This window comes from Ralstonia pickettii (assembly GCF_016466415.2).
GTDB lineage: Bacteria > Pseudomonadota > Gammaproteobacteria > Burkholderiales > Burkholderiaceae > Ralstonia > Ralstonia pickettii.
The window spans coordinates 319,059-344,306 of sequence record NZ_CP066771.1 but is presented as its reverse complement, the minus strand read 5'-3'; the positions used below and the strand labels follow the sequence as shown (position 1 = coordinate 344,306).

Below are 25,248 nucleotides of genomic sequence, written 5' to 3'. Positions count from 1 at the left end.
CCGCTCGGGAGGGAGGGCGCGGCAAAGAGGGCTTGAGCCGCGCGGTCTTTAAAGGGCGATTGTACTGCAACGCGCGCAGTTGATGCGTTGCAGCAACGGTATCCCTGCCGGTGATATGGGCGGCAAAACCGTCGCGTTTTCAATGGCTTGCGAAAAGCGCAGGCCTGATCGAGTGCGCCGAACGCCACGCAAACGTCACATCATCACGCTCTTGATCCAGCCCAGGATGCCGTGCCAGAAGCCGTCGGGCAAGGTCATGAGCGCTGCTGTCATCGCCAGATAGCGCAGGAATTTGCCGATCGCCATGTACATGACGCTGGGCCAGAACTTCAAGCGCAGCCAGCCGGCCAGCGTACAGAGCGGGTCGCCGATGCCCGGCAGCCACGACACCAGCAGCGACACCGGCCCGATGCGGCGCATCCAGCGGAAGTACTTCTTGTCGAGCGGGGGTTCACGGTGGCGCTTGGGGTGCGGCACATGCTGGGTGTGCTCGGCGCTGTGCTGACGGCGGCGGCGCGCCAGGTGGTAGCGCACCAGCGCCAGCTTAGCCGCGTAGCCCATCCACCAGTCGACCACGCCGCCCAGCGTGTTGCCGAGCGTGGCGACACTGATGGCCGGCCAGAACATCTCCGGATTGAGCTTGATGTAAGCAAACACGGCGGGCTCTGAGCCCAGCGGCAAAAGCGTCGCCGAAATGAAACTGACGACGAAGACGGCGGGCAGCCCGACCTTGGGCAGGGCGAGCGTGGCAAAAAGCGTGTCGATCCACTGTTCCATGCGATCGATTGTAGAGGGCGGGCGGCCGCGGCGTCGCTTGGGGGCAGCCCTAGCCGGTCAGGCAAAGAACAGATAGGCGACAAGCACGGCGCCGATCAGACCGACCAAGTCGGCCCACAGCCCGCAGGCCAGTGCGTAGCGCGTGTCCTTGATGCCGACGCTGCCGAAATACACGGCCAGCACGTAGAACGTGGTTTCGGTCGAACCCTGGATGATGGCGGCCAGCTTGCCCTGGAAGGAATCGACGCCATAAGTCGTCATCACGTCGACCATCAGACCGCGCGCACCGGCGCCGGACAGGGTCTTCATCAGCCCTACGGGCAGCGCCGGCACAAAACGCGTATCGATGCCCAGGTGTGTGAACAGCGCAGAAAGCCCCTGCATCAGGACATCCATGCACCCCGCCGCCCGAAACACGGCGATGCCCACCAGCACCGCGACGAGGTACGGGACGATGCCGATGGCAACCTGGAAGCCGTCCTTGGCGCCATCGACGAAGGTCTCGTACACGTTGATGCGGCGAATGGCACCGCAGACCAGGAACGCCACGACGATCGTGAGGATGGCGCCCGCGCCAATCAGGCCTATCCAGGCCGCCATCTGCTGCGGCGGAAACTGGCGCAGCCACGCAAACAGCAACCCCATCGTCACGACAAAGCCGCCGAAATACGCCAGCAACGCAGGCTTGAACAGGTTGATCCGCTGATACCACGCCACCGCCGCAATGCCCGCGCAGAAGCCGATGAACGTGGACAGCAAGGTCGGCAGGAAAATGTCAGCCGCATTGAAACCGACCAGGCCCTGCTTGACGGCCATGGCCTGGCGGATGGCGATGACGGAGGTGGGCACCAGCGTCACCCCCGCTGTGTTGAGCACCACGAACATCAACTGCGCATCGCTGGCGCGCTGCGGCTGCGGATTGATCTGCTGCAGCTCGCGCATGGCCTGCAGGCCCAGTGGAGTGGCGGCGTTATCCAGCCCGAGCACGTTGGCCGAGACGTTCATCATCATCGCGCCGTTGGCCGGGTGGCCGGCGGGCACGGAAGGAAACAGGTGCCGCATCAGCGGGTTCACAAGACGCGCGAACAGATCCACCACGCCGGCACGCTCGCCCACGCGCATGATGCCCAGCCACAACGCAATCATGCCGGTGAGGCCGATTGCAATTTCGAAACCGGTGCGCGCGGCATCGAACATGCCGGTCAGCATGCGGGAGAAGACCTCCATGTCGCCCTGCACCACCTGCACGCAGGCGGTGATGAAGGCGACGAGAAAGAAGGCGAGCCAGACGAGGTTCAGGGCCACAGGGGTTGCGCGTTGGGATCGGACAAGCCGGTCATTGTGCCTGCGGGGACGTCTCGAGCGGATGGATCAGGTGGAAGTTGTCGTAGTCGACCGATGTGACGCCGCCCTCGTCGTGAATCAGGTCGGCATAGCGATAGTTCCAGCGGATCTCGTCGTGCCGCCAGGAATAGCGCGCCTGCACAGTCTGCGCGGCAGTCTCGTCAGCGCCCTCGATGGTGAGCAGCAGCAAGGCGTCACCGGCCGCAAGCGACTCTGCGGTGGCGCCATGCAGCGGGCTGGCTTCATCGATGACATGCATCATCACCCAGCCCAGCAGGAAGATCGGGTGCTCGCTGCGCTCCAGCTTCAGGTCGTGGAACTTGTAGATCGAGTAGCCCTCGGGCGAGACCTCGTCCTGCATCAGGCGCAGCCGGGCGGTGGCCTCGGCGATGACGTTCTGGCGCGCATTGGCGGCACGCAGCATCAGCGTGGACTTGCCGTTGAGCGGCCGTACGACAACGTTGCGGGCAAACATGATCTTGGCGCGCGGGCGTGAGAACCGCGCAAACACCAGCCCCGTCGCCATGGCGATGCCCGACATGCCGATGAAGATCTCCAGCGTGGCGATGACGTGGGCGTAGAGCGTTTGCGGGTGCATGTCGCCGTAGCCCACCGTGGCCAGCGTCTCGACGCTGAAGAAGAAGGCCCCGACGAAGCCGGGCGGCGACTGATTCGCGATCGCGCCGTCGCCGAGCGAATACAGCCCCGCGAATACTGCATTCAGCGCCAGGAACATGGTCGCCAGCAGCGCGAAGAAGGTCGGCCAGTTGACCTCCAGCGCATGGTGGTAAACGTCGCGCCAGCCCAGCGGCGGCATGCCGTAGGCGATGACGTGCTGCGTGCCGGACCAGACTTTGCGGCCCCGGCGCGCGGGCCGGGAAAGCTGGGAGGAAGACGACGGGGTGTTCATGGAGGCCTCTCGCCGATGATGCGCCGCGCCCGCCCGGACACGGCCGGGGCAGTGTACCGACCGGCACGCCAGTCCGGCAAGGCGGGCAAGACGCCGCGTGATAGGCTTACGGGCTCTGCTCACGTCCAACCCCGGTCCGCACCATGGCCATCGATTACCTCAAGAAAATCCTGACTGCGAAGGTCTATGACGTCGCGGTCGAAACCGAGCTGAAGTTCGCGCCCAACCTGTCGGCGCGCACCGGCAACCGCGTGTACCTCAAGCGCGAGGATGACCAGCCGGTGTTCTCGTTCAAGCTGCGCGGCGCTTACAACAAGATGGCCTCGCTCACGCCGGCCGAACGCAAGCGCGGGGTGATTACGGCATCGGCGGGCAACCACGCGCAGGGCGTGGCGTTCAGCGCGGCGCGCATGGAATGCAAGGCCGTGATCTGCATGCCGGTGACGACGCCGCAACTGAAGATTGACGGCGTGCGCTCGCGCGGCGGCGATTGGGTCGAGGTCGTGCTGCACGGTGAAAGCTATTCCGACGCGTACAACCACGCCGCCCAGCTGCAGGAAAAACACGGCTACGCCTTCGTGCACCCGTTCGACGACCCGGACGTGATTGCCGGCCAGGGCACGATCGCCATGGAAATCCTGCGCCAGCATCCACAGCCGATTCAAGCGATCTTTTGCTCGATCGGTGGCGGCGGGCTGATCTCCGGCGTCGCGGCCTATGTGAAGGCCGTGCGGCCGGACATCAAGGTCATCGGCGTGCAGAGCGTGGATTCCGACGCGATGGCGCGCTCGGTGGCCGCCGGCAAGCGCGTCGAACTGAAGGAGGTGGGCCTGTTTGCGGACGGCACGGCGGTCAAGCTGGTCGGCAAGGAAACGTTCCGCCTCACGCGGGAACTCGTCGACGAGATCATCACCGTGGATACAGATGCCATCTGCGCGGCGCTCAAGGACGTGTTCCAGGACACGCGCAGCCTGCTGGAGCCATCGGGCGCGCTGGCGCTGGCTGGCCTCAAACAGTATGCCGAGACGCATCAGCTGAAGAACGAATCGCTCGTGGCCGTGGCCAGCGGTGCGAACATGAACTTCGACCGCCTGCGCTTCGTGGCCGAGCGCGCTGAAGTGGGCGAGGCGCGCGAAGCCGTGTTTGCCGTGACGATTCCCGAAGAGCGCGGCAGCTTCAAGCGCTTCTGCGAACTGGTCGGCTGGTCGCGCAACGTGACGGAGTTCAACTACCGCATTGCCAGCAAGGACGCGGCGCATATCTTTGTGGGCGTGCAGATTGCGTCGCGCCCAGAGGGCGACAAGATTGCGGAGAACTTCCGCAAGCACGGGTTCCCGACCCTGGACCTGTCCAACGATGAACTCGCCAAGCAGCACATCCGCTACATGGTGGGTGGGCGTTCGCCGCTGGCAGAGAACGAGCATCTCTACCGCTTCGAGTTTCCTGAGCGGCCAGGCGCGCTGATGAAGTTCCTCTCGAGCATGAGCCCGAACTGGAACATCAGCCTGTTCCACTACCGTAATCAGGGCGCGGATTCGAGCAACATCCTCGTCGGCATCCAGGTACCGAAGAACGAGAAACGCGAGTTCAAGGCGTTCCTCGCCACGCTGGGCTATACCTATTGGGACGAAAGCGAGAACCCCGTCTACAGCCTGTTTTTGTGATGAGCAACCAACCCGAACATTCGCCGCTGGGCAAGACGTCCGCCTACAAGACGGAATACGACCCGAGCCTGCTGTTTCCGATTCCTCGCCAGGGCAAGCGCGACGAAATCGGCCTCGCGGCCGGCACGCCGCTGCCCTTCTTCGGCGTGGACCTCTGGAACCTGTACGAGCTGTCGTGGCTGAACCTGCGCGGCAAGCCGCAGGTGGCGCTGGGCACCGTGATCGTGCCGGCGGATTCGCCCAACATCGTTGAATCGAAGTCGTTCAAGCTGTATCTGAATTCGTTCAACCAGACGAAGGTGGCGTCGCACGAAGCGCTGCAGCAGCTGATTCACCACGATCTGTCTGAGGCATGCGGTGCGCCGGTGCAGGTGCGCATCGTCACGCAGGAAGAGTTCGCACGGCAGAAGATGGGCGAACTCGATGGCCTGCTGCTCGACCGCCTGGACATCGAAACGGATGTCTACCAGCCCACGCCCGAGCTGCTGCATGCCGATGAGGGAGAAAGCCCGGTCGAAGAAACGCTGGTGTCGCACCTGCTGAAGTCCAATTGCCTGGTGACGGGTCAGCCGGACTGGGGCAGCGTGCAGATCCGCTACGTGGGCGCGCCGATCAACCAGGAAGCACTGCTGAAGTATCTGATCTCATTCCGCGAACACAATGAATTTCACGAGCAGTGTGTGGAGCGGATCTTTACCGACATCCTCCGCCAGTGCCACCCGGTCAAGCTGGCCGTGTATGCGCGCTACACACGTCGCGGCGGGCTGGACATCAATCCGTTCCGCACAAACTACAACACACCGTGGCCGGACAACTTGCGCAATGCACGTCAGTAAGCGCTGACGCCGGGCAAAACACGCAAGGCGCCTTCGGGCGCCTTTTTTCTTGCCTGAGCGATCCCCCAAACGGGCATTTCGGCCTCGTCCATTTTGTGGACGCCAGCGCCCTATCGTTTCCCGCCTGCTCGCCTATAGTGGTATCCGCAGTACGCCGCCCGGGGGAAATCGTGCAGGGCCCATCCCCTTTCGTGGACAGGGCGCTCTCGACGGGGACATTGCCATGAAGAACGCACCATGGGGGCCGCTTCGCGCGGTTGCGTGCGCATGCCTGCTGCTATGTGGCAGGTCGGCACTTGCACAGACCAACGAGCCGGTGGACGACAAGCCACCCAGCCTGGAGGCGCTGCAGCGCGAGCTTGCCGATACGCAGGCGCGCCTGCAGGAGCTCAAGCGCTCGATCCAGCAACAGGAAACCCATCTGCGGCACATGCGGCGCGCGCTCGGCATGAGTGAGGGCCGACTCGACACCGTGCGCGGTGCCGGTGCTCCCGGCGCGGCCGGCGACGCCGTGGAACTCGCGCAGAACGACCAGCCCGGAACCACGCCTGTCGGCAAACCGCCGGAGCCTCCTGACCGGCCGCCACGCATCGCGCAGATTTTCGACGAGCCCAGCGCACTCACACCGCCGGGCAAGGTTGTTGTCGAGCCGTCATTTCAGATGGCGTATTCGTCGTCGGACCGCGTGGCGCTGGTGGGCTACACCATCATTCCCGCGCTGCTGATCGGGCTGATCGACGTACGGCAGGTGAAGACCACCACGCTGACCGGCACGGTGGCGATGCGCTACGGCCTCGCGCGGCGCTGGGAGCTGGAGGCGCGGGTACCCTATGTCTACAGCAAGAGCGACACCGTCAGCCGCGAGCTGTTCACCGGCACGGCGACGGACAACGCCTTCAGCTCGCACGGACACGGCATCGGTGACGTGGAGCTGACCGCGCGCTACCAGATCAATGCAGGCGGGGTCGACAAGCCGTTCTACATCGGCTGGCTGCGCTTCAAGACGCGCACCGGCAAGGATCCGTTTGAAGTCACCACCGATTGCGTGACACGCTGTGTGAGCAATACCACGGGCACCGGCCTGCCTCTGCAACAGCCGACGGGCTCGGGCTTCTTCGCCGTACAGCCAGGGCTGACGTGGCTGTTCCCGACGGACCCGGCGGTTTTCTTCGGCAGCATCAGCTACCTGCACAACTTCGAGCGCAAGGACGTCAGCCTGAACCTGGTGGACGGCTCGAAGCAGTTCCTGGGCAACGTGAAGGCCGGCGACATCATCGGCCTGAACTTCGGCATGGGGCTGGCGCTGAACGAGAAGGCGTCGTTCTCTATCGGCTATGACCAGAGCATCATCGCGCCGACCACGCAAAACGGCCAGCGCGTGCCGGGTTCTGTGCGCACGATTCTCGGCACCTTGCTGGTCGGCTATTCGTACCGGCTCTCGCCCAAGATGGCGCTGAACCTGTCGGTGGGTGCGGGCCTGACGCGTGACACGCCGGACCTGACCGTCACGCTGCGCCTGCCGATCCAGTTCTAGCTCAGTGCAGCATGGTGACGACGTTGGCCAGCGCGCCTTGCAGCACGTTGGAGAGATTCATCTGACGGAACTGCGGCAAGCTGTTGACCGCCGCATTGATGGTCGTCACCGCCTGCAGCGTCTGGTTGTTCAGGCTGTTCTGGATGACCGTGGCTGCCGCTGCCCCCCCCGTCGCCACATCGGGCGGAGCGACATTGTTTGGACCGTTCTGCACGATGTTGACCGTATTGACCACCGAGGCCAGTTGCTGCGCCTGCGTGGTCGTCATGCGTGCCACATCGGGAATATTGACCGATGCACTCGCCACCAGGTCGCCGTTGATGAAGACCGCACGGTCGATGCCGAACGAAATGCGCAACCCCGCGAGCGAGGGCACATCAAACCCGCCGCGCATGTCGTCGAGCTTGTCTTCGGACACGGCCTGCCAGGCATGGACCGGATTGTTGTCCATGCCGCCCATGCCGGCCGCACACGCATGCCCGGCCGCAGCCAGCGCGAACCATCCAGCGGCCCACGCCACCTTGCCAAACCGCTTCATGATGCCCTCCTGCCCGACTACCGGAATGTCACGCGCCAACGATGCTCAGAAGTCGGACGGACCATGCTTGGGAACGACGATGTTTCCCAGGCCGCTGCGGTCCATGCCTTCCTCCAGCGGTGCACGCGGTGCCACGCGCCAATCCGATGAGGCGTTGAACGTCGCCCCCGCCTCGCGGTTATGGACAACGAACAGCAAATGGTTGTCCCACATGCTCTCGAAACTCGCACGCGGAATCGCACGCGTGCCCATGGCCGGATCGCCCACCAGCACACGCCCTTCCTGTACGCCCTTGACCACCACAAAGTGGTGATAGCCGTTCTCGGTCAACAACACGATGGCCGGCAGGTGGGCGTCCTTCAATGCATCCAGCGGCTGCTCGAAACCATCGGCCTCAAAGCCCAGAGATGCCAGATAGCGTTTGATGTCGAGCAGCGAAAAGCCTTCTCGCCGGATCTTCTCCTGGTTGCCATGCTCGTACATGGCCTGGAACACGGTCTGCTCGCTCACCGGATAGCCGTACTGATATGTGAGCAGTGTCGCCACCGCAGCGGACCCACAACTGAAGTCGAAACGCTGATGCACGGTACGCAGATAGCGCGCGGCCTTCATGCTCGTCACCGGCATGGCATACGTGCCGCCGCCCGTGCCGAGCATGTCGATCGTGCCCGCCAACGCAGGCCCGCACGCCAGCGCCACCAGCACTGCACCCAACGTCTTGCGCATCATTCCGCCCCTTGCAAACTCAAGGCCGGAACTGCACGTTGACGATGGTGGCGTTCTGGATCAACACGTTCGCTCCGCTGTTCTGGATGACCGTGGGGATCCCGCTTGCATTGGCGAACGAGCCGTCGCGCACAATGTTCGACCCCGTCGCCACGTTAATGGCGGCGTTGTCGCTCACCGTGCCCGACAGGCGCGCTTCATTGACGGTCTGGTAGAGATCCTGCGTGCCGCCGCGATAGCTGTCGAGCCGATCTGCGCCCACCGCATGACCGAGCCCAGGCACCGACATGGCCGCGGCGACCGGGGGACGCACCGCTTCCGTGCTGGCTACCTGCGCACCGTCTGCAATTGGCGCATCGTTCGCTGCCATTGCTGCTGCCGCCGGCCACGCCACCAGGCCGCACGCCAACCACCATGCTGCCCACCCTGCTGTGGTTCTTCTGTCGGATCGCATCAAACGTCTCCTATACGCTCCAACTGCGGGCCGGACCACGGATGCAGTCCGGCCCCATCCACCGTCATGCGCTGAGCATCATCGCTCGCGCAGCGGCACTTCCCCGCTCATGCCCGATACCGGGCTACTTGCCCACGTTCAGGTTGGCCTGCACGTTGATGCTTTGCTGGATGAGGGAAGCGAAGCCGCTGTTCTGGCTCGCCACCATCACACCAGCTGCGGATTGACCGACGCTGGTCATGGCGTTGGACATGTTGAACGTGCCTGCGTCCACCATGACCGTGCCGCCTGCACCGCCGGTGCCACCCACCGCACCATTGCCGACGCCACCATTGCCGACACCGCCTGCACCACCAGCCGCACCCACGGCGCCAACGGCACCATTGCCTGCCGTGGACGATGCTGCGCCGTTGGTCGCGCTGCCGTTCGTGGAAGTACCGCCTGCACCGCCAGTACCGGCTACGTTGGTAGCGGCCCCACCTGCCGCGCCTGCACCACCTGTGCTGGTGCCGGTGGCCGTGCTCGTGCCAGTGCCTGCACCACCAGACGCGGTAGAGCTGCCACTGGTGCCGGTGCCGCCCGCCGCGCCGTTTCCGCCGGCCGCGGCTGCTGCGCCACCCGTTGCTGAGCCTGAGCCGTGATGGTGATTGGCGTCACCGCCATCGGAGCCACCGGCACCACCGCCGCTGCCTCCAGCGCCGCCGCCCGCCGCACTGGCGCTGCCTGCCAAGCCACCCAGGCCGGCGCCCAGGCTCGCCGACAGCGTGCCGGAACTGCCGCCGCTACCGCCACTGCCTGCGTTGCCTGCAGCGCCACCGCCATTACCGCCATTGCCGGCCGTCGCGCCACCGTTGGTTGCACTGCCGTGCGTCACGCTGCCCGAGCTGCCACCCGCGCCGCCGCCGCCGCCTGCGCCGCCAGCGCCACCGTTGCCGCCCGCACCTGCGCCGCCATAGCCGTAACCGCCACGCCCGCCGGCGCCGCCGTTGGCCGAGCCTCCGTTATTGGTGGCGACGTTCCCGATCCCCGAAATGCTGAGGTTGGTGACCGTGCCCTCCAGTTTGGAGATGGCAATCGCCTTGCTCGTGTTGAAGGAGTTGGTGAAGGTCGCGGTCGACACACCGCCGTTATTGCTGGCTGCAGTGCCGTAGCCTGTGGCGCTGGCTGTACCGCTGTTGTCGCGGTTGCTGCCTTGGCTTGAGTTGTTGTGTTGGTTGGAATTGTCCGTTGCTGTGGTCGTTGTCGTGGTGTCTGTGTCAGTACTGGTTCTGTTGATGGTTGATGTGGTGGTTTGGGTCTTGTCACCCGCGCCGGACGCCGTATTGCCGATATCAGCCAATGCAACGCCAGAGACCCCCAATCCCATGGCGATCGCGGTGGCCAGTAAGGTCTTCTTCATAACGCACTCCATAAAGGTGAGAGGGACGGCTGAAACGCAGCCAGTAGGGCTGGTGCGCTCTGCCTGTGGGAAAAACATGACCCACCCCGGGGCGGCTCGTTTGCATAATCGGTGCCAACTTCCGGGCACGCTTTACACGGCTGTTCTAAGTGGTTGAAATCGCAAGAGATTCACTGACACCCGCGTGCAGAGGTGCACGCACTGCCGCGCAATCGTGTCGAGACGTGCATTTGTGGAGGCCCGTTTCCGCCCTTTCGGTTGCAGCGCTGATACACCCCCATGTCGCCCATGATGGCCACGGCCTGCATGACCTTCGCGCGAAGACGCTGTCGGCACACACGCATGCACGCGGCCAGGGTGTTTAAGACGAACGATTGGCCAGCTGTTTCAGGCGCGATACATCGGCGCATCGGCGCTCACATTGCGTGAGCGGCGGGTCACCGGCAGGAGAGCATCCCGTGGCGCACGTCGGGTCAGGTGGCGCGTCCCGTTGATGTGCGCACCGCAAGCGCACGGTCCTGAGTGGACGGTTGACTGCGAGTGCCTCCTATCAGCAAGACGCACGCGGGAGACGCGTCTCGGTTTCCACCTCGGGCGTTGCCCAGGCAGGCGAACAAAACCGCGCGCGGCAAGCATCGTCATGGCAACAACAAACCGCGCGCAACCCGTTCGCATTTCAACCGCGATACCGCAAGCTCAGTTCAGGCCGTGGCGGCCACCGTCAGCTTGAGTTCTTCGATCATGCGGTCGCGCATGACGAACTTCTGCACCTTGCCCGTCACCGTCATCGGCATCTCGGTGACGAAGCGGATGTAGCGCGGAATCTTGTAGTGCGCGATCTGGCCCTGGCAGAACGTGCGGATCTCCTCTTCCGTGGCCTGCTGGCCGGGCTTGAGCACGATCCACGCGCAAACCTCTTCACCGTACTTCGGGTCGGGCACGCCAAATACGTTGACGGCCTGCACCTTCGGATGCCGGAAGAGAAACTCTTCGATTTCGCGCGGGTAAACGTTCTCGCCGCCGCGGATCAGCATGTCCTTCACGCGGCCGACGATGTTGCAGTAGCCCTCGGCATCGAACGTTGCCAGATCGCCTGTACGCATCCAGCCGTCCTGGATCGATTCGGCGGTCTTGGCCTCGTCGTCCCAGTAGCCAAGCATGACCGAATAGCCCTTCGTGCACAGTTCGCCCTTCTCCCCCACCGGCACCACCTCTCCCGCGCCATCCACGAGCTTGACCTGCAGATGCGGCTGGATGCGGCCAACGGTTGTGACGCGCTTGTCGAGCGGGTCCGTTACCGCACTCTGGAACGACACAGGGCTCGTCTCGGTCATGCCATACGCGATGGTGACTTCGCGCAGATTCAATTCCGACACCACGCGCTTCATCACCTCGATCGGGCACGGCGAGCCGGCCATGATGCCGCCGCGCAGCGTCGATACGTCAAAGCGCTTGAAGTCAGGATGATCGAGCTGCGCAATGAACATCGTCGGCACGCCGTGCAGTTGCGTGCAGCGTTCTTCCGCCACCGTGCGCAGCGTGGCCAGCGGGTCGAACGCTTCGCCCGGAAACACCATGCATGCGCCGGTCGCCGTGCAGGTCAGCACCGACATGACCATGCCGAAGCAGTGATACAGCGGCACCGGAATACACAGTCGATCGCCCTCTTGCAGGTTCATCGCCATGGCAACGAAGCGCGCGTTGTTGACGACGTTGACGTGCGTGAGCGTGGCGCCCTTGGGTGCGCCCGTCGTGCCGCTGGTGAATTGGATGTTGATCGCATCGTCGGGCGACAGCGTGGCCGTGATGGCATCCAGCGCATCAACGGGTACGCTTTTTCCACGCGCAACAACGTCGGCAAAGTTGAGCATGCCCGGCGTATTGGCCTCGCCCATCCGGATGACCCAGCGCAAGGCCGGCAGCTTGGCCGCGTTCAGGGCGCCGGGCTGCGCAGACGCCAGTTCCGGCGCCAGCGTCTGCAGCATTTCCAGGTAGCGCGAGGTCTTGAACGCCTCGGCCGCCACAATGGCCTTGCAGCCGACCTTGTTGAGGGCGTATTCCAGCTCCGACAGCCGATATGCCGGGTTGATGTTGACGAGGATGAGCCCCAGGCGCGCCGTCGCGAACTGCGTGAGCACCCATTCGACGCGGTTGGGTGACCAGATGCCGATGCGGTCGCCGCGTTCCAACCCCAGTGCGTGCAGGCCGGCGGCCAGCGCATCGACCTGTTCAGCAAAGGTACGCCACGTCCAGCGCACGTTCTGCTCGCGGAACACAACCGCCTCGTCGTCAGGGCAGCGGCGCACCGTTTCCGCCAGTAACGCCGAGACTGTCACGTGCGCCAGCGGCACCGCTGTATCGCCCACCACATATGACGCACCGTTGCGCGGTCGCGCGTCGAAAACCTCACCAGCCATGGATGTCTCCTCCAATCAACGTTGGCCTTTTTGGGACCTTGTTCTGAATGATTTGTAGCCACTGCATTGATCGCAATTTGACGCAGCTTGACGCATTTGGCAATCCGTTCTCAGACGAACAATGATGCGGAACAATTGCTGCACTGCAGCAGCAAAAATCGGCGGGCAACCTCATCAACGCGCTAACATGCCGGCCTGATGTTTTGCGCTTTCTTGCACGTAGGGAATGACGATGATCGTAGTGGTAATGGGTGTTTCGGGTTGCGGCAAATCCACGGTGGGCCAGAAGATTGCCGAGCGGCTGGGCTGCGCTTTCCGTGATGGCGACGAGTTTCACTCCGAGGCCAACCGCGCCAAGATGCACGCAGGCATCCCCCTGAACGACGATGACCGCAAACCCTGGCTCGAATCCATCCGCGCCTACATGGACGAGAAGACGAGCAGTGGGCAGTCGCTGGTGGTTGCCTGCTCCGCTCTCAAGCAGCGCTACCGCGACGTGCTGCGCGGCGCCGCCGGCAACGCCGAATTCGTCTACCTGAAGGGCGACTTCGATCTGCTGCAAGGCCGACTGGCCGCCCGGAAAGACCACTTCTTCAATCCGAGCCTCCTACGCAGCCAGTTCGACGCGCTGGAAGAGCCGACCGACGCCGTCATCGTCGACATCGCGCTGCCGCCCGAAGCTATCGTCGACGAGGCTGTCGCCCAACTGCAGGCACGCGCCGCGCACCGTCCGGCCGCCTGAACTCGCACGCGTCCACGCGCTAGCTGCGCGTGAGTTGCTGCAACACGGCCTGCACCTCGCCGTTGCACACGCGGCTCATACGCTCCCGCTCACGCGCCGTATCGATCTGCTCGTGCGCCTGCAAGCCCAGTTCGATCAGCGATTGCGCACGCGGCAGCCAATGGCGCGTGAGCGCTGCTTGCAAATCTGCGGCAATGCGGTCCGGATCTCCAAAATAGAGCCGGCCGCCGTATTCGCTCTCGATCTCCTTGCGGATCACCTCGGCGGCGTGCGGCAGCACCGCTCGGTTCACGGCCACATGCCGCAACTCATGCTCGCGGATGGCGTTGTAGGCGCAAGTGCCCGGCGCAAATTCACGCGCCACCGTCACCCGAAAGTTGCTCAGCACCAGTTCCACCGAAATGGACGGCCGCAGGCAGGTCGTGGCCGGCTGCGTCGCGATGGCCATGTAGCGGCTGTTGACGTCGAATCGCGCCACGAGCGTCGCATAGGTTTTGCCGAGCACGCGCGCTGAGCGGTCGTACGGCGGCGCCTCGGCTGTCAGTTGCTCGACCGAGCGGTCGTTGGAAAAGGACAGCGGCGTTTCAGTGGCGCGCACCTCCACGCGCATCGGGCCCAGCGCCTGGTCGCAGGCCTTGAGCCAGTGGGATTTGTTGGCATTGCGCGCAGGGGCGCCCGCGACCCCGGTCGCGGCAAGAACATTTTCGATCGGAGCAAAACGCACATCGGCCAGCCTCAGCCGATGCAGCCGGCTCCACTGCCAGGCGCCGGCCGCCACGGCCAGCACCACACCCAATACCACCACCCGACGCATGTTGGGCTCCCCGTTTGCGCATCCCGACCGGGCTACGCAGGGGCGCCGCCGGCTGGGTCAGGCCGGTGTCAGTTCCACCGGTTCTCGGTTCTTGTGCTGGGCGGCAACCAGTCGCCTGATCTGCTCGCCCGATCGTTTGAGCGCTACGCGCGCCTCTGGAAGGAAAGGATAGAAGATCGGCCACACGTGCGGAAGCCGCCGCCCCATTTCTACCGAAACGGATACCCCGGCCGCCCGCGCGCGCTCGGCCATTCGGAGGGTGTCGTCGCGCAGCACTTCGCTGGTGCTGACATAGCAGTGCAGCGTCGGCAGGCCCGTGAAATCTGCATACAGCGGCGAGGCGAGCGGATGGTCGGCCGGTGCGCCCGAATCGCCCAGGTACAACGCCGCACCATGCGCCATCCACGCGCCGCGAAACATCACGTCGGATTCATCGTTTTCGATCAGGCTTTGGCCGGTGGCGGCAAGATCCGTCCACGGCGAATACAGCACGGCGCCCGCCGGCAGCGGATCGGCCGCATCGCGTAAGGCCACCAGCAGCGCCAATGCCAGCCCGCCGCCCGCGGAATCGCCCGCCACCACGATGCGCGATGGCGCCACGCCCTGTGCCAGCAGCGTGCGGTACGTCAACAGCGCATCTTCGACCGGCGCGGGAAACGGGTGCTCGGGTGCCAGCCGGTAGTCCGGGACGCACACGCGGGCACGCGCATGTGTGGCAAGCCCAATGGTGATCGGGCGATGTGTGCGGGGGCTGCAGAAAAAATAGCCGCCGCCATGCAGATACAGGACGACGGGCGCGTCGTCATGCAGGTCTCGATCAGCGGGTTCGATCCATTCGCCGGTGAGGCCATCGCCGTTGGCTCCAGAGGCCGGGACGATACGCCAATCCGGCGGCAATTCCACCGGCGAAGGCATCTTGCGCTTCTCGGCATGCAGGCGCGTGGCGATGGGGTCGAAGGGCTCCCGCTCGGTCGGCTTCTTGATCTGGTTGCGCACCATCCTAGAGACGACCCAGTTCTGCCAGCTCATCGCGCAACCCTCCGCTGCAAAGTCCCAGCCTAGCGAGGAAGCGCTACCCAGACAATCGGTTCGCACCCTGTTTGAACGGCGAGTGTCCCCATCGGGCAACGCCGTCTGCGAAACCGCAGCATCAAGCCTACTCAAGGCATCGCAGCCAGGGTGCCGGGCACAGCCGCATTGTCTTGCCTCTCCACGCGTTGAGCACGTGCTATGTCGTCCGGTTTTGAGGCCTCGCCTCCATCGCGCCGGGCACCGCGCCTGGCGCTTCCTTGCCTCGGCACATGACAAACAATCTATAAATTTATATATTATTCGAACCTAGATTGTTCCCCCTGCTTCACATGTCGATCGACTTCACACATTTCACTCCAGGCGCGGCGCTCGTCGGCGGCCTGATCATCGGGCTGGCGGCGGCCGTGCTGGTGCTGGGCACCGGCCGCATTGCCGGCATCAGCGGCATCGTCGGCGGGCTGCTGCTGCGCCCGCGCGGCGATATGGACTGGCGCATCGCGTTCCTGATCGGCCTGATGGGGGCGCCAGTGGTTGCCGCACTGCTTGGCCACCCCGTGGTTCCGGAGATCGCCGCCGGTTGGGGTGAGGTGCTGGCGGCTGGGTTCCTGGTCGGCATCGGAACACGCTACGCAGGCGGCTGCACAAGCGGCCACGGCGTGTGCGGGTTGTCGCGCGGCTCGGTGCGCTCGCTGGTGGCCACCCTCTCCTTCATGACTGCCGGCATCGTCACCGTGTTCGTGGTGCGGCACGTGTTCGGAGGCTGACATGGCCATCGTGATCGCACTCGTCGCGGGCCTGCTGTTTGGGACGGGGCTCATCGTGTCGGGCATGGCCAATCCGGCCAAGGTGCTCGGCTTTCTCGATCTGTTCGGCCAATGGGATCCTTCATTGGCATTCGTGATGGCCGGAGCGATTGCCGTTGGCGTGATCGCCTTCTTTGTGGCGGGTCGGCGCGGCCGCTCGTGGCTTGGCACGCCGATCCAATTGCCTTCGGCAACAGGCGTGACCGCGCGGCTCGTGCTCGGCAGCGCCGTGTTCGGCATCGGTTGGGGGCTGGCAGGTTTCTGCCCGGGGCCGGCATTGGTGGCGCTGGGCGCGGGCGTGCCAAAGGCTGTCGGTTTTGTCGCCGCCATGCTGGCGGGCATGGCTGTCTTCAGTTGGCTGCAACGCAAGCGCTAGGCTGGCGGCAGTGCCGCATACAAACCGATAACCCACCTACAGAGGACAACATGACGCTGCGCAAGCTCTGCGCCGCAATGGCGCTGGCCATCGGCACATCCGCATTCGCACAAACCGCACCGGCCACGCTGCCGGTGCCGGACGAAGCCACGATCCCGGCGGGGCCCGTGGGCGAGGCCATCAAGCGCGGCAAGCTGATCCTCACCGACACCAAGCGCCAGTTGCCGCATAACGTGGGCAACGGCCTGAACTGCACGAGCTGCCACCTGAATGGCGGCACGACGCCCTACGCATCGCCATGGGTCGGGCTGACTGCCGCGTTTCCGGAGTACCGCTCGCGCAGCGGCGCCGTCATCTCGCTGCAGCAGCGCGTGAATGATTGCTTCCAGCGCTCGATGAACGGCAAGCCCATCGCCTTCGACGGCGAAGACATGAATGCCATTCTCGCCTACATGAAATGGCTCTCCAGCGGCGTGCCTGTGGGCACCAACGTGACGGGGCGCGGCTTTGAAAAGATCGACACCGCGCTCGCCCCGAACCGCGACAACGGCAAGGCCGTCTACGCCCAGCGCTGCGCAGCCTGCCATGGCGCCGAAGGCCAGGGGCTGCCCAACCCGCAAGGCGGTTACTTGATGCCGCCGCTATGGGGCAAGGATTCGTTCAACGTTGGTGCGGGCATGGCGCGCATGTACACCGCGGCTGCCTTCGTGAAGCACAACATGCCACTGGGCCAGGGCGGCACGCTCACCGCACAGGAGGCAGTCGATGTGGCAGCCTTCTTTACCCAGCAGCCGCGCCCGGACTATGCCGCGCGCGCCAACGACTGGCCCAAGGGCGACAAGCCGAAAGATGCCCGCTGAGGGCCGCGCGACTCAAAACAAAAAGCCTGCGACGCCACCGCCGCAGGCTTTTTTGGTTCCGCGCCTTGCGGGCGCAGAACGCGATCAGTTGACCTTCAACTGACCGCCGCGGCCCAGGCCACCCTTGACGTCTTGCGCCTTGTAGCTGCGCAGCGCGACGACCATCTTGTTCCACGCGTCGATAAACGCGACCACCGTGGCCTTGCCTTCCGGCGTCGCCGAGAAGCCCGCCAGACCGCCGCCCACGCCACCGCCAAAGCCTGCCAACACCGCGCCGTAGTTCGTGGCGGTGGAGCTGCCTTCGGCTGCCGCAATCTGCACGGCCGAGCGCACGTCGAACAGGGTCAGCGTCACGACAGAAGCCTTCGACTTCACGCTGCCGGCCAACGCGGCGATGGCGCTGTTACCCAGCAGACCGCCCACGGCACCCGCCACACCGCCGACCGGCGAGTCGTTGATGATGATCTGCGGCTCCATGTAGTAATCAGCCGCCACGCGCTGGCCCTTCTGCTGCTTGGAGCCGGCACGGTATTCGCCGGAGTTGCGCTGCAGATCGGTGATGCGCGACAGGCGCGCGTCGGTCTTCTGGTTGCCGATCGACGTGATCACGAAGCAGTTCGATTGCTGCACAGCCATGCGCAGCAGCGGGTCGATGGTGGTCACCTTGGTGGCGCTGCCGAACTGGCCGTACCAGTCGGCGTTGCGGCCATCGTCCATGGCGATGGTGCCCAGCGGGGAGGCGCAGCGCTCCAGCGTCGGGTCTGCGCCCACGCTGGAGCCACCGGCCGCAGCGCCGCTCACGCCCGCGTTCTGGCCACCCGGGGTCACCATGCCGCCGCCTGCGCACGCGGCCAGGGAAGCGGTGATGAGTGCCACGCCTGCGGCCTTGGCAGTGCGGCGGAGAAGATTGGTTTTCATATTGTTATGTGGCTCACATTGAGTCGATGTTTGGCTTATGCGTCCTGCGACTCAATAAGCCCCCCTTGATCAGGCGTGCGAGGTGTGCAACAGGCTTCCCCCCTCCCCGAACTGCCTTGAAACGCTTTGAAACGGCTGACTGCCGTGCGTGCTCAGTACCAGTACCAGCCCGTCTGGCGCCAGACGCCAAGGTATGGATAACCCGAATACCAATAGCCGTAGTAGGTGCTGCGCCATTGCGCGCGCCACTTGTAGTCGTCTTCGTCGGATTTCTTGGCGGCGCGGGCCTGCTCGAGCAGCTTCTTCGATTCCTTGTCGCCACGGCTCACGGCAATAGAGAGCCACTTCTCAGCTTCGCGCGGATCGGAGCCCATCTCTTCCAGCCCGAACAGGTAGAACGCGCCGAGCGCCTTCTGCGCCTGCAGGTTGCCGTGCTCGGCCGCCTCGCGCATCCAGTTCAGTGCCTGGTAGCTGTCCTGACGGACGCCGTCGCCGCGGAAGTAGCGCAGACCCAGGTCATACGCCGCCTTGGGTTCTCGCTTGGCAACGTCCTTGAGGGCGACGATGCGCGGATCTTCGTCGGGGATATTCGCCTGGTCAAAAGCCACCTGCGCCTTCGGCCGATCGGCACAGCCGCGGTCGTCGCACACCCGCACCACATCGCTGGGCGGCTGCGGCTGGGCACATGCAGCAAGCAGCGAGACGACGCCCAACATCAGCAAACGATTCCGCATTCGCCTCACCCCTTTTTATTGTTGCTGTTGATCGAGAGAAACTCCGTTGACAACCTGGCAAGTGCCGGTCTTTTTTGCGATCCCGTTCGCAAAACCGGCGCCGCCAGCTCGGCTGCACAACGCTTTCTCTTCCCCGCTCCGGTAGGATTTGCGGGCTGATGATACGGATCGGCCTACTTTAGCCGGAACCTTGTGCAGCTGTGTTACCAAAGCATAAAGCTGACGCGGCAACAACGCCTTGCAGCCGCCGGCCCTCCGGCCGAATCCACGGCCCAAAAAAACCCGGCGCTAACATGCGGCACAGCAAACAAGAGAGGTGGCAATGCGCGAAAGCAAGCGCCAACAGGTGGTGGACAAGGCCGGCGAACTGTTTTCCAGGCACGGCTTTCACCCCGAGGGCGTCGATTGGATCATCGATGAGTCCGACGTCGCGCGTATGACGTTGTACCGGCACTTTGCCGGCAAGGAAGATCTGATCAAGGAAGTGCTGGAGCAACGCTAGAGCTTCGTCGTGGGCAGCATTGCCGGGAAGCTCGGCCCCATGCCTGACGCCACCACCCGCCTCAAGGGCATCTTCGACCGGTACGGCACGTGGTTCCGCACTCCAGAGTTCGCGGGCTGCCTGTTCGAGCACGCGCTGGCGGAGTTTGGCGACACCTGCCCCGAGGTCACCGACGTGGCGGTGCTCTACCGCGACGATCTGCTCGCAATGATGGAAACGCTGCTCAATGATGTGGTGCCCGCCAACACGGCGCGCCGGCTTGCCGGGGTGTACGTGATGCTGCTCGCGGGCGTCACGGCCGACGCCCGCGCGATTGGCGATCCGTCTGCCGCGTCACAAGCCTGGCACGCCGCAGAAACCCTGCTGCACCAGGCCAGGGCCGCCACGGAAGCGGTCTGAATCCGCCTGCCGCGGACTACCAACCGCGCTGCAGGCGTCGCGCGATCATCGAGGGCAAGCGCAGCAAGCCCTCAGCCGCCAAGCGCAGATGCATCGCGATCAGCAGGATGTTGTCACGCAGATACCGGAAATGCGACACGCCGCCCTCGTTCGGGCGGAAGTAACGCACCGGCGCCGCCAGCCGGATCGGACGTACGCCGGCCCAGCACAGGCGCACTGCCGCTTCCGGGTCGAAATCGAAACCGCGCATCCAGCTCTGCCGGCGCATGATCTCGGCCAGCGGTGCAATTGGATAAACGCGAAAGCCGAACAGCGTATCGCCAATTCCAGCCCACAGGGTCTCGATGTCCGCGCAGCCATTGGACAGGCGCCGGCCCTGCACACGCATCTGCGGCGCCGTTGCGTCGAACACCGGCTGGCCGAGGATCATCGCGTCGGGCGCCGCCTGCGAGGCAGCCATGAATTCGGGGATCAGGTTGGCAGGATGCTGCCCATCGGCGTCCATGGTCAGCACGTAGGTAAAGCCTGCTGCCGCAGCGGCCTCCAGACCAGCCAGTACGGCCACGCCCTTGCCGCGATTGCGCGGCAGCACGATCACCCGCAGCCCCGGGTCTTGCGCGGCCATGGCCTGCAAGCGTTCGGTGCTGCCGTCGGTACTGCCGTCCACCACCACCCAGACCGGGTTCCACTGTGCGCGCGCACTGCGCACGGTGTCGTCAACCTTGGGGCCAGGGTTGTAGCTTGGAATCAGAACGAGGTGCGAAGTGGAAGCGCCGGTCATCGGCATGGCGTCGGTCCGGCCAAACGTTGAAAGCGGAATGCGTCGGGCGCTGGCGCGAGCCTATCGCGTGCGGTGTTCTGCCACGTAGGCCGCGAGCGAGCCCAGCGAGGCGAAGATCTTCTGGTTATCGGGATCGCCCGAGCGCAGCTCGAAGCCGTATTTCTTGGAGATCAGCAACGCAACTTCGAGGATATCGATGGAATCGAGTCCGAATCCTTCGCCATACAGCGGTGTGTCGGCGGTCAGGGCATCGAGTTGAATGTCTTCGAGATTCAGTTCGCCGATCATGAGCGCGGCGAGCTCTTTTTCCAGGTCGTTCATCGGTCTTGCAACCACAGGCGGCATGTAGCGGGGATTGCGGCCAGAGCCAACGACGTTCTCCTTGCGCGAAGCCCCTGCCTTGTCCAGCCCAGCCTGTGAAGGGGGTCGTTTAAGCTAGGCGGATTCTAGACGAAGGGGTACACCCCGTATAGCGCGAAACCGTGACAAACACCGCATATCGCGGCGCTTTCACGAAGTGACGCAAACGATTCAACGGCTTGTGTGGCGCCACAAAGCGGCAAGGGGCGCCGTCGCACGGCCGGCCGAGCGCGTACATCCAGTTACAAACACGCCGCCGCCGGATCGGGCGAGACAGGCTCGGGGCCCTAGAATGTGCCCCGCCCTACGATGAAACTGCCGTGCACTCCCCTACGACAACCATGCAGCGCCGCTCCCCGCACCTTGCCCTGCCATGCACCGACTGACCAGCTTTGCGCGAGGCGCGGCGGGCGTGGGTGCGATCGTGGCGTATCAGGTCGGTGCGCATTACGCAGCGGCCACGCCGGGCGCGCATGGCGTGGGCCTGGCAATGGCGCTGTTACCGCCGTTGGCAATCGCGCTGGTGGCGGCCACACGTACCACGCATCGTGCATGGCTGTTGCCGCTGTGGTTGCTCGTCTGCTCAGTGCTGTGGAGGGCGCGCGCGCCGCTGGCAGCGCATTTTGACTGGGGCCTGTACCTCGAGCATGCAAGCTTCAACCTGATGATGGCCTACGTGTTCGGCCGCACGCTGGTGGCGGGGCGCGAGCCGCTGTGCACGCACTTTGCTCACATGGTGCACGGCACGCTGACGCCGCGCATTGCGCGTTACTCGCGGCAAGTCACGCTGGCGTGGACGCTGTTTTTCCTGGTGACCGCCGCCGTATCCACGCTGCTGTTTGCCACGGCACCCACCGTCACGTGGTCGACGTTTGCGAACTACCTGTCGCTGCCGCTGGTGGGCGTGATGTTCGTGGCGGAATACCTATGCCGCCGCATCGTGCTGCGCGGCGAGCCACACTCCAGCCTGTTCGATGCGGTGCGCGCCTATCGACAATCGGAGCAATCCAGGCACGCAACGCCCATCGCCACAGAGCGCCCCCGCTGAACCCGCACGCTTCAAGATTCGCTTCATGCCGACTTACCCGCTGGTCTCCCATTCAACGCTCGACCACACGCTTGCCTGGCGTGACGGTACGCCCGTCTCCGCACGCGCGTTCCTGGCCGATGTGATGGCGCTGGCCCCGATGCTGCCGCCAGGCGCCCACGTATTCAATGCCTGCGCAGACCGTTACCGCTTTGCCGTCGGCCTGTGCGCGACGCTGGTGGCCGGCAAGATCAGCCTGCTGCCGCCCATGCAGACGCCGCAGATGGTGCGTCAGCTTTCGGCATTCGCGCCGGATGTGTTCTGCCTGCACGACGCGGCGGCCTGCCCCGTCGACCTGCCGGGCTTTTGTTATCCCGATGCGTTGGATGCCGACACCGCGCCCATCGACGTGCCGCAGATCGACGCCTCGCAAATCATGGCGGTGCTGTTTACGTCCGGATCGACGGGCACGCCGGTGCCGCACCGCAAGACGTGGGGCGCGCTGGTGCGCTGCATGCGCACGGCCGTCGACCATCTCGGCCTGGGCGACGGGCGCGCGTTCACGCTGGTCGGCACCGTGCCGGCGCAGCACATGTACGGCTTTGAGGTGACGGTGCTGCTGGCGCTGCAAGGTGGCCTGGCGTTCAGCAGCCGGCAGCCGTTCTATCCGGCGGACATTCGCGAGGCGCTGGAGGCGGTGCCGCAGCCGCGCGTGCTGGTGACCTCGCCGGTGCATCTGCGAGCGCTGCTGGCATCGGAGGCCGCCTTGCCGAGCGCATCGCTCGTGCTGTCGGCCACTGCGCCGCTCTCGGAGGCGCTGGCGCGCGAGGCCGAGACGCGCTTATCCGCGCCGCTCCTGGAGATTTACGGCAGCACCGAAACCGGCCAGGTGGCGACGCGCCGCACCGCGCAGGAAACGGCGTGGCACCTGTACCCCGATGTCCGCATGGAATCGCGCGCCGGCACGCCGGCAGACGAAGGCCCGACGGTGTGGGTCTATGGCGAACACGTCGAAACCCCGGTACCGATGGGTGACGCGATCGAACTGATCGACGACACGCACTTTCTCCTGCACGGGCGCAAGGCCGATCTGATCAACATTGCAGGCAAGCGGTCGTCGCTGGCGTATCTGAACCATCAACTCAACGCGATTGCCGGTGTGGTGGACGGCGTGTTCTACATGCCGAACGATGCGCCCGCCGCCCCGCACAAGCACGGCAGCGCGGCAGTCACGCGCCTGGTGGCGCTGGTTGTGGCGCCGGGCCTCAGCGCGGCGGATGTGCTGCGTGCCCTGCACGACCGCATCGACGCAGCGTTTATGCCGCGTCCGCTGCTGCTGGTGGACGCGCTGCCGCGCAACGAAACCGGCAAACTGGCGCGCGACGTGCTGGCCGCGCTGATCGCGCAGCATTCGCACCGCAACGCACACAAGCACGGCATGCGCTTCACGATTCCCGCTGATCACCCCGCGCTGCCGGGGCACTTTCCTGGCCATCCGATCGTGCCGGGCGTGGTGCTGCTCGACCATGCGCTTCACACGATCGGTGCGGCGCAGGGCCGCTCGCTTGATGCGTGCAAGATCAACTCGGCCAAGTTTCTCAGTCCTGCGGCACCCGGGGAAGTGCTCGATCTCGCGTTCGAGACGACGGCAAGCAACGCCGTGCGCTTCACAATCCGCGCGGGCGAACGTGAAGTGGCCAGCGGCGTGCTGTCTGCCCCGGCACCGGAGGGCGTTGCCGCATGAAGCGCTCCGACTGGGCCGAGCGGCCGGAGCGCAGCAACCTCGCGCTGCTGCGCCTGATGACGTGGCTCTCGCTGCGGCTCGGGCGGCCGTTTGGCCGGGTCCTGCTGCGCCTGATTGCGTTGTATTTCGTGGCGGCCTCGCCAGCGGCGCGGCGTGCTTCGCGTGAGTATCTGCGCCGCGCGTTCGGCCGCCCTGCAACGTTGCGTGAGGTGTTCCGCCACATGCTCACGTTCGCCACGACCATTCATGACCGCATCTACCTGATCAGCGGGCGCTTCGGTCTGTTCGACATCCAGTTGCAGGGCCAACAGCACGTGCACAACGTGCTGGCGCAGGGGCGCGGCGCGTTCCTGCTGGGCGCGCACCTGGGCAGTTTCGAGGTGGTACGCGCGCTCGGCCGGACGGTGCCGGATCTACGCGTGGCTGTCGCCATGTACGAAGAGAACGCGCGAAACATCAACGCGGCCGTTGCCGCCATCAACCCGGCCGCGGCGCCTGAGGTGATTCCGCTGGGCCAGGTAGACGCCATGCTGCGGGTGCGCGAAGCGCTGGATGACAACCGGCTCGTCGGCATGCTGGCCGATCGCACGCTGTTGCGCGATGCGGGGCCGTCAGTCCGGCACATGGATTTTCTCGGCAGCCCGGCGGCGTTTCCGTTGGGGCCGCTGCACATGGCCGCCATGCTCAAACGCCCCGTGCTGTTCATGACGGGGCTGCACCTGGGCGGCAACCGCTACGCCGTGCATTTCGATCTGTTGGCGGATTTCGCCGATGTGCGCCGCGAAGATCGCGCCGCCGCCGTGCAAGCCGCGCTCGGCCGCTATGTGGAACGCGTTGAACATTACTGCCGCACCGCACCGTACAACTGGTTCAATTACTTCGACTTCTGGCAGGATGCCGACGCGGCCGGAGCGCCGGATCACACCCCCGCCGACCACCAGACCACGCAAACGCCATGACTGCAACGCGCCCATTCTTCCGCGCCTTCCTGGCCTTGCTCGCGGCCAGCATGCTGGGCGCGACCGCTCACGCTGCGGATACCGCCTGGACACTCGACCGACTGATGTCGACGCTCGCGCGCAACAAATCGGGGCGCGCCACGTTCACGGAAACAAAGACGTTGTCGATCGCGGCCCAGCCCATCGAATCGTCCGGCGAGTTGGTGTTCGTCGCGCCCGATCATCTGGAAAAGCACACCCTGGCGCCGAAGCCCGAGCATCTCGTCATCGACGGTGACAAGCTGACCGTGGAGCGCAATCAGCGCACGTTCACGATGCCGCTGTCGCAGTACCCCGAGCTGGGCGCCTTTATCGAGAGCATCCGCGCGACGCTGGCCGGTAACCGCTACGCGCTCGAAGCGATCTACAAGGTCGCCATCGCGGGCCACGGCGATGACTGGACGCTCACCCTTTCGCCGATCGACGCGCGCATGCAAAAGGTCGTCAGCACCGTCACGCTGGAAGGTACGCGCGATGTGCTGCGCAGTGTCGCCATCCGCCAGGCCGACGGCGATCATTCGCTGATGCGCCTGCAGCGCGTGCCCGGCAACTAAGGATG

Annotated in this window: 27 protein-coding genes; 13 read left to right on the top strand and 14 right to left on the bottom strand. The window is 64.9% G+C overall.

Annotated elements, in window-relative coordinates; all coding sequences use genetic code 11:
- Positions 1–195: 195 nt before the first annotated feature.
- Genes RP6297_RS01650 through RP6297_RS01640 form a run of 3 tightly spaced genes read right to left on the bottom strand, consistent with a single transcriptional unit; the run spans position 196 to position 3,031 of the window.
- Positions 196–777, bottom strand: coding sequence for a YqaA family protein (locus tag RP6297_RS01650; protein WP_012761146.1), 582 nt, complete (start codon positions 775–777; stop codon positions 196–198).
- Positions 778–834: 57 nt separating this feature from the next.
- Entirely contained in the window at positions 835–2,082 is a 1,248-nt protein-coding gene (locus RP6297_RS01645) for a nucleoside recognition domain-containing protein (protein WP_037027612.1), read from the bottom strand.
- Positions 2,083–2,113: 31 nt separating this feature from the next.
- Positions 2,114–3,031 carry an ion channel gene (locus RP6297_RS01640; RefSeq protein ID WP_037027614.1) on the bottom strand — a complete coding sequence of 306 codons (918 nt, stop codon included), beginning with the start codon at positions 3,029–3,031 and terminating at the stop codon, positions 2,114–2,116.
- A 143-nt stretch (positions 3,032–3,174) separates the two neighbouring features.
- Between RP6297_RS01640 and ilvA the strand changes: the two genes are divergently transcribed.
- The 3 genes from ilvA to RP6297_RS01625 all read left to right on the top strand — a co-directional run bounded on the left by ilvA (position 3,175) and on the right by RP6297_RS01625 (position 7,065).
- Positions 3,175–4,695 carry a threonine ammonia-lyase, biosynthetic gene (ilvA, locus tag RP6297_RS01635; protein ID WP_037027615.1) on the top strand — a complete coding sequence of 507 codons (1,521 nt, stop codon included), beginning with the start codon at positions 3,175–3,177 and terminating at the stop codon, positions 4,693–4,695.
- Entirely contained in the window at positions 4,695–5,531 is an 837-nt protein-coding gene (gene queF, locus RP6297_RS01630) for an NADPH-dependent 7-cyano-7-deazaguanine reductase QueF (protein ID WP_037027617.1), read from the top strand. Before ilvA ends, queF begins: the two co-directional genes overlap by 1 nt.
- Positions 5,532–5,754: 223 nt before the next feature.
- Positions 5,755–7,065: an acetate kinase gene (locus RP6297_RS01625; RefSeq protein ID WP_012761141.1), complete on the top strand. Its 1,311-nt coding sequence runs from the start codon at positions 5,755–5,757 to the stop codon at positions 7,063–7,065.
- 1 nt (position 7,066) lies between these two features.
- Here the strand turns inward: RP6297_RS01625 and RP6297_RS01620 are convergent, their stop codons facing one another.
- From RP6297_RS01620 to RP6297_RS01600, 5 genes are all read right to left on the bottom strand, one after another.
- Positions 7,067–7,603, bottom strand: coding sequence for a hypothetical protein (locus RP6297_RS01620; protein WP_004633289.1), 537 nt, complete (start codon positions 7,601–7,603; stop codon positions 7,067–7,069).
- Positions 7,604–7,648: 45 nt separating this feature from the next.
- Positions 7,649–8,332 (bottom strand): C39 family peptidase, encoded by a 684-nt coding sequence (locus RP6297_RS01615; RefSeq protein ID WP_037027620.1) that lies wholly within the window; start codon positions 8,330–8,332, stop codon positions 7,649–7,651.
- Positions 8,333–8,348: 16 nt separating this feature from the next.
- Positions 8,349–8,783, bottom strand: a complete 435-nt coding sequence (locus RP6297_RS01610; protein ID WP_037027621.1) for a hypothetical protein — start codon at positions 8,781–8,783, stop codon at positions 8,349–8,351.
- 124 nt (positions 8,784–8,907) lie between these two features.
- On the bottom strand, positions 8,908–10,182 hold the full coding sequence (locus RP6297_RS01605; protein WP_012761138.1) for a hypothetical protein: 1,275 nt from the start codon (positions 10,180–10,182) through the stop codon (positions 8,908–8,910).
- Between the two features lie 701 nt (positions 10,183–10,883).
- Complete coding sequence (locus tag RP6297_RS01600; RefSeq protein ID WP_037027622.1) at positions 10,884–12,599, bottom strand: AMP-binding protein; 1,716 nt, start codon at positions 12,597–12,599, stop codon at positions 10,884–10,886.
- 232 nt (positions 12,600–12,831) lie between these two features.
- Between RP6297_RS01600 and RP6297_RS01595 the strand changes: the two genes are divergently transcribed.
- On the top strand, positions 12,832–13,341 hold the full coding sequence (locus RP6297_RS01595) for a gluconokinase (RefSeq protein ID WP_004633299.1): 510 nt from the start codon (positions 12,832–12,834) through the stop codon (positions 13,339–13,341).
- Between the two features lie 19 nt (positions 13,342–13,360).
- Here RP6297_RS01595 and RP6297_RS01590 read toward each other — a convergent pair whose 3' ends face one another.
- A complete protein-coding gene (locus RP6297_RS01590; RefSeq protein WP_037027623.1) occupies positions 13,361–14,155 on the bottom strand; it encodes a hypothetical protein in 795 nt (264 codons plus the stop codon).
- Positions 14,156–14,212: 57 nt separating this feature from the next.
- Positions 14,213–15,184 carry an alpha/beta hydrolase gene (locus tag RP6297_RS01585; protein ID WP_037027624.1) on the bottom strand — a complete coding sequence of 324 codons (972 nt, stop codon included), beginning with the start codon at positions 15,182–15,184 and terminating at the stop codon, positions 14,213–14,215.
- Positions 15,185–15,516: 332 nt separating this feature from the next.
- On the opposite strand from RP6297_RS01585, the gene RP6297_RS01580 reads away from it, so the two are divergent.
- From RP6297_RS01580 to RP6297_RS01570, 3 genes are read left to right on the top strand one after another with little or no spacing between them, the layout of a single operon-like run.
- A complete protein-coding gene (locus RP6297_RS01580; RefSeq protein WP_012761133.1) occupies positions 15,517–15,951 on the top strand; it encodes a YeeE/YedE family protein in 435 nt (144 codons plus the stop codon).
- A 1-nt stretch (position 15,952) separates the two neighbouring features.
- On the top strand, positions 15,953–16,366 hold the full coding sequence (locus RP6297_RS01575) for a DUF6691 family protein (RefSeq protein ID WP_012761132.1): 414 nt from the start codon (positions 15,953–15,955) through the stop codon (positions 16,364–16,366).
- Between the two features lie 50 nt (positions 16,367–16,416).
- Positions 16,417–17,226, top strand: coding sequence for a c-type cytochrome (locus RP6297_RS01570; RefSeq protein ID WP_037027625.1), 810 nt, complete (start codon positions 16,417–16,419; stop codon positions 17,224–17,226).
- Between the two features lie 84 nt (positions 17,227–17,310).
- Here the strand turns inward: RP6297_RS01570 and RP6297_RS01565 are convergent, their stop codons facing one another.
- Together RP6297_RS01565 and RP6297_RS01560 are read right to left on the bottom strand one after the other, a co-directional pair.
- Positions 17,311–18,144, bottom strand: coding sequence for a hypothetical protein (locus tag RP6297_RS01565; protein WP_037027626.1), 834 nt, complete (start codon positions 18,142–18,144; stop codon positions 17,311–17,313).
- Positions 18,145–18,296: 152 nt separating this feature from the next.
- Complete coding sequence (locus tag RP6297_RS01560) at positions 18,297–18,878, bottom strand: tetratricopeptide repeat protein (protein ID WP_012761129.1); 582 nt, start codon at positions 18,876–18,878, stop codon at positions 18,297–18,299.
- 322 nt (positions 18,879–19,200) lie between these two features.
- Between RP6297_RS01560 and RP6297_RS01555 the strand changes: the two genes are divergently transcribed.
- Both RP6297_RS01555 and RP6297_RS01550 read left to right on the top strand, forming a co-directional pair.
- A complete protein-coding gene (locus tag RP6297_RS01555; protein WP_037027628.1) occupies positions 19,201–19,380 on the top strand; it encodes a TetR/AcrR family transcriptional regulator in 180 nt (59 codons plus the stop codon).
- A 39-nt stretch (positions 19,381–19,419) separates the two neighbouring features.
- On the top strand, positions 19,420–19,779 hold the full coding sequence (locus RP6297_RS01550) for a TetR family transcriptional regulator C-terminal domain-containing protein (protein WP_223293254.1): 360 nt from the start codon (positions 19,420–19,422) through the stop codon (positions 19,777–19,779).
- Positions 19,780–19,795: 16 nt separating this feature from the next.
- Here RP6297_RS01550 and RP6297_RS01545 read toward each other — a convergent pair whose 3' ends face one another.
- Both RP6297_RS01545 and RP6297_RS01540 read right to left on the bottom strand, forming a co-directional pair.
- Complete coding sequence (locus RP6297_RS01545) at positions 19,796–20,566, bottom strand: glycosyltransferase family 2 protein (protein ID WP_037027631.1); 771 nt, start codon at positions 20,564–20,566, stop codon at positions 19,796–19,798.
- Positions 20,567–20,620: 54 nt separating this feature from the next.
- Positions 20,621–20,881 carry a phosphopantetheine-binding protein gene (locus tag RP6297_RS01540; RefSeq protein ID WP_004633317.1) on the bottom strand — a complete coding sequence of 87 codons (261 nt, stop codon included), beginning with the start codon at positions 20,879–20,881 and terminating at the stop codon, positions 20,621–20,623.
- A 412-nt stretch (positions 20,882–21,293) separates the two neighbouring features.
- Here RP6297_RS01540 and RP6297_RS01535 point away from each other — a divergent pair, with 412 nt between their 5' ends.
- The 4 genes from RP6297_RS01535 to RP6297_RS01520 are packed head-to-tail and all read left to right on the top strand — an operon-like array spanning position 21,294 to position 25,243.
- A complete protein-coding gene (locus RP6297_RS01535; protein ID WP_012761126.1) occupies positions 21,294–21,968 on the top strand; it encodes a COG4648 family protein in 675 nt (224 codons plus the stop codon).
- Positions 21,969–21,993: 25 nt separating this feature from the next.
- Entirely contained in the window at positions 21,994–23,691 is a 1,698-nt protein-coding gene (locus RP6297_RS01530; RefSeq protein WP_037027634.1) for an AMP-binding protein, read from the top strand.
- Positions 23,688–24,650: an LpxL/LpxP family acyltransferase gene (locus RP6297_RS01525; protein WP_012761124.1), complete on the top strand. Its 963-nt coding sequence runs from the start codon at positions 23,688–23,690 to the stop codon at positions 24,648–24,650. Before RP6297_RS01530 ends, RP6297_RS01525 begins: the two co-directional genes overlap by 4 nt.
- On the top strand, positions 24,647–25,243 hold the full coding sequence (locus RP6297_RS01520; protein WP_037027637.1) for a LolA family protein: 597 nt from the start codon (positions 24,647–24,649) through the stop codon (positions 25,241–25,243). Before RP6297_RS01525 ends, RP6297_RS01520 begins: the two co-directional genes overlap by 4 nt.
- Positions 25,244–25,248: the final 5 nt, after the last annotated feature.

Excerpts from the sequence above, each read along its gene's own strand:
- RP6297_RS01650 (WP_012761146.1), bottom strand. The coding sequence starts at position 777 with ATGGAACAGTGGATCGACACGCTTTTTGCCACGCTCGCCCTGCCCAAG.
- RP6297_RS01640 (WP_037027614.1), bottom strand. The coding sequence starts at position 3,031 with ATGAACACCCCGTCGTCTTCCTCCCAGCTTTCCCGGCCCGCGCGCCGG.
- ilvA (WP_037027615.1), top strand. The coding sequence starts at position 3,175 with ATGGCCATCGATTACCTCAAGAAAATCCTGACTGCGAAGGTCTATGAC.
- queF (WP_037027617.1), top strand. The coding sequence starts at position 4,695 with ATGAGCAACCAACCCGAACATTCGCCGCTGGGCAAGACGTCCGCCTAC.
- RP6297_RS01625 (WP_012761141.1), top strand. The coding sequence starts at position 5,755 with ATGAAGAACGCACCATGGGGGCCGCTTCGCGCGGTTGCGTGCGCATGC.
- RP6297_RS01620 (WP_004633289.1), bottom strand. The coding sequence starts at position 7,603 with ATGAAGCGGTTTGGCAAGGTGGCGTGGGCCGCTGGATGGTTCGCGCTG.
- RP6297_RS01615 (WP_037027620.1), bottom strand. The coding sequence starts at position 8,332 with ATGATGCGCAAGACGTTGGGTGCAGTGCTGGTGGCGCTGGCGTGCGGG.
- RP6297_RS01610 (WP_037027621.1), bottom strand. The coding sequence starts at position 8,783 with ATGCGATCCGACAGAAGAACCACAGCAGGGTGGGCAGCATGGTGGTTG.
- RP6297_RS01605 (WP_012761138.1), bottom strand. The coding sequence starts at position 10,182 with ATGAAGAAGACCTTACTGGCCACCGCGATCGCCATGGGATTGGGGGTC.
- RP6297_RS01600 (WP_037027622.1), bottom strand. The coding sequence starts at position 12,599 with ATGGCTGGTGAGGTTTTCGACGCGCGACCGCGCAACGGTGCGTCATAT.
- RP6297_RS01595 (WP_004633299.1), top strand. The coding sequence starts at position 12,832 with ATGATCGTAGTGGTAATGGGTGTTTCGGGTTGCGGCAAATCCACGGTG.
- RP6297_RS01590 (WP_037027623.1), bottom strand. The coding sequence starts at position 14,155 with ATGCGTCGGGTGGTGGTATTGGGTGTGGTGCTGGCCGTGGCGGCCGGC.
- RP6297_RS01585 (WP_037027624.1), bottom strand. The coding sequence starts at position 15,184 with ATGAGCTGGCAGAACTGGGTCGTCTCTAGGATGGTGCGCAACCAGATC.
- RP6297_RS01580 (WP_012761133.1), top strand. The coding sequence starts at position 15,517 with ATGTCGATCGACTTCACACATTTCACTCCAGGCGCGGCGCTCGTCGGC.
- RP6297_RS01575 (WP_012761132.1), top strand. The coding sequence starts at position 15,953 with ATGGCCATCGTGATCGCACTCGTCGCGGGCCTGCTGTTTGGGACGGGG.
- RP6297_RS01570 (WP_037027625.1), top strand. The coding sequence starts at position 16,417 with ATGACGCTGCGCAAGCTCTGCGCCGCAATGGCGCTGGCCATCGGCACA.
- RP6297_RS01565 (WP_037027626.1), bottom strand. The coding sequence starts at position 18,144 with ATGAAAACCAATCTTCTCCGCCGCACTGCCAAGGCCGCAGGCGTGGCA.
- RP6297_RS01560 (WP_012761129.1), bottom strand. The coding sequence starts at position 18,878 with ATGCGGAATCGTTTGCTGATGTTGGGCGTCGTCTCGCTGCTTGCTGCA.
- RP6297_RS01555 (WP_037027628.1), top strand. The coding sequence starts at position 19,201 with ATGCGCGAAAGCAAGCGCCAACAGGTGGTGGACAAGGCCGGCGAACTG.
- RP6297_RS01550 (WP_223293254.1), top strand. The coding sequence starts at position 19,420 with ATGCCTGACGCCACCACCCGCCTCAAGGGCATCTTCGACCGGTACGGC.
- RP6297_RS01545 (WP_037027631.1), bottom strand. The coding sequence starts at position 20,566 with ATGCCGATGACCGGCGCTTCCACTTCGCACCTCGTTCTGATTCCAAGC.
- RP6297_RS01540 (WP_004633317.1), bottom strand. The coding sequence starts at position 20,881 with ATGAACGACCTGGAAAAAGAGCTCGCCGCGCTCATGATCGGCGAACTG.
- RP6297_RS01535 (WP_012761126.1), top strand. The coding sequence starts at position 21,294 with ATGCACCGACTGACCAGCTTTGCGCGAGGCGCGGCGGGCGTGGGTGCG.
- RP6297_RS01530 (WP_037027634.1), top strand. The coding sequence starts at position 21,994 with ATGCCGACTTACCCGCTGGTCTCCCATTCAACGCTCGACCACACGCTT.
- RP6297_RS01525 (WP_012761124.1), top strand. The coding sequence starts at position 23,688 with ATGAAGCGCTCCGACTGGGCCGAGCGGCCGGAGCGCAGCAACCTCGCG.
- RP6297_RS01520 (WP_037027637.1), top strand. The coding sequence starts at position 24,647 with ATGACTGCAACGCGCCCATTCTTCCGCGCCTTCCTGGCCTTGCTCGCG.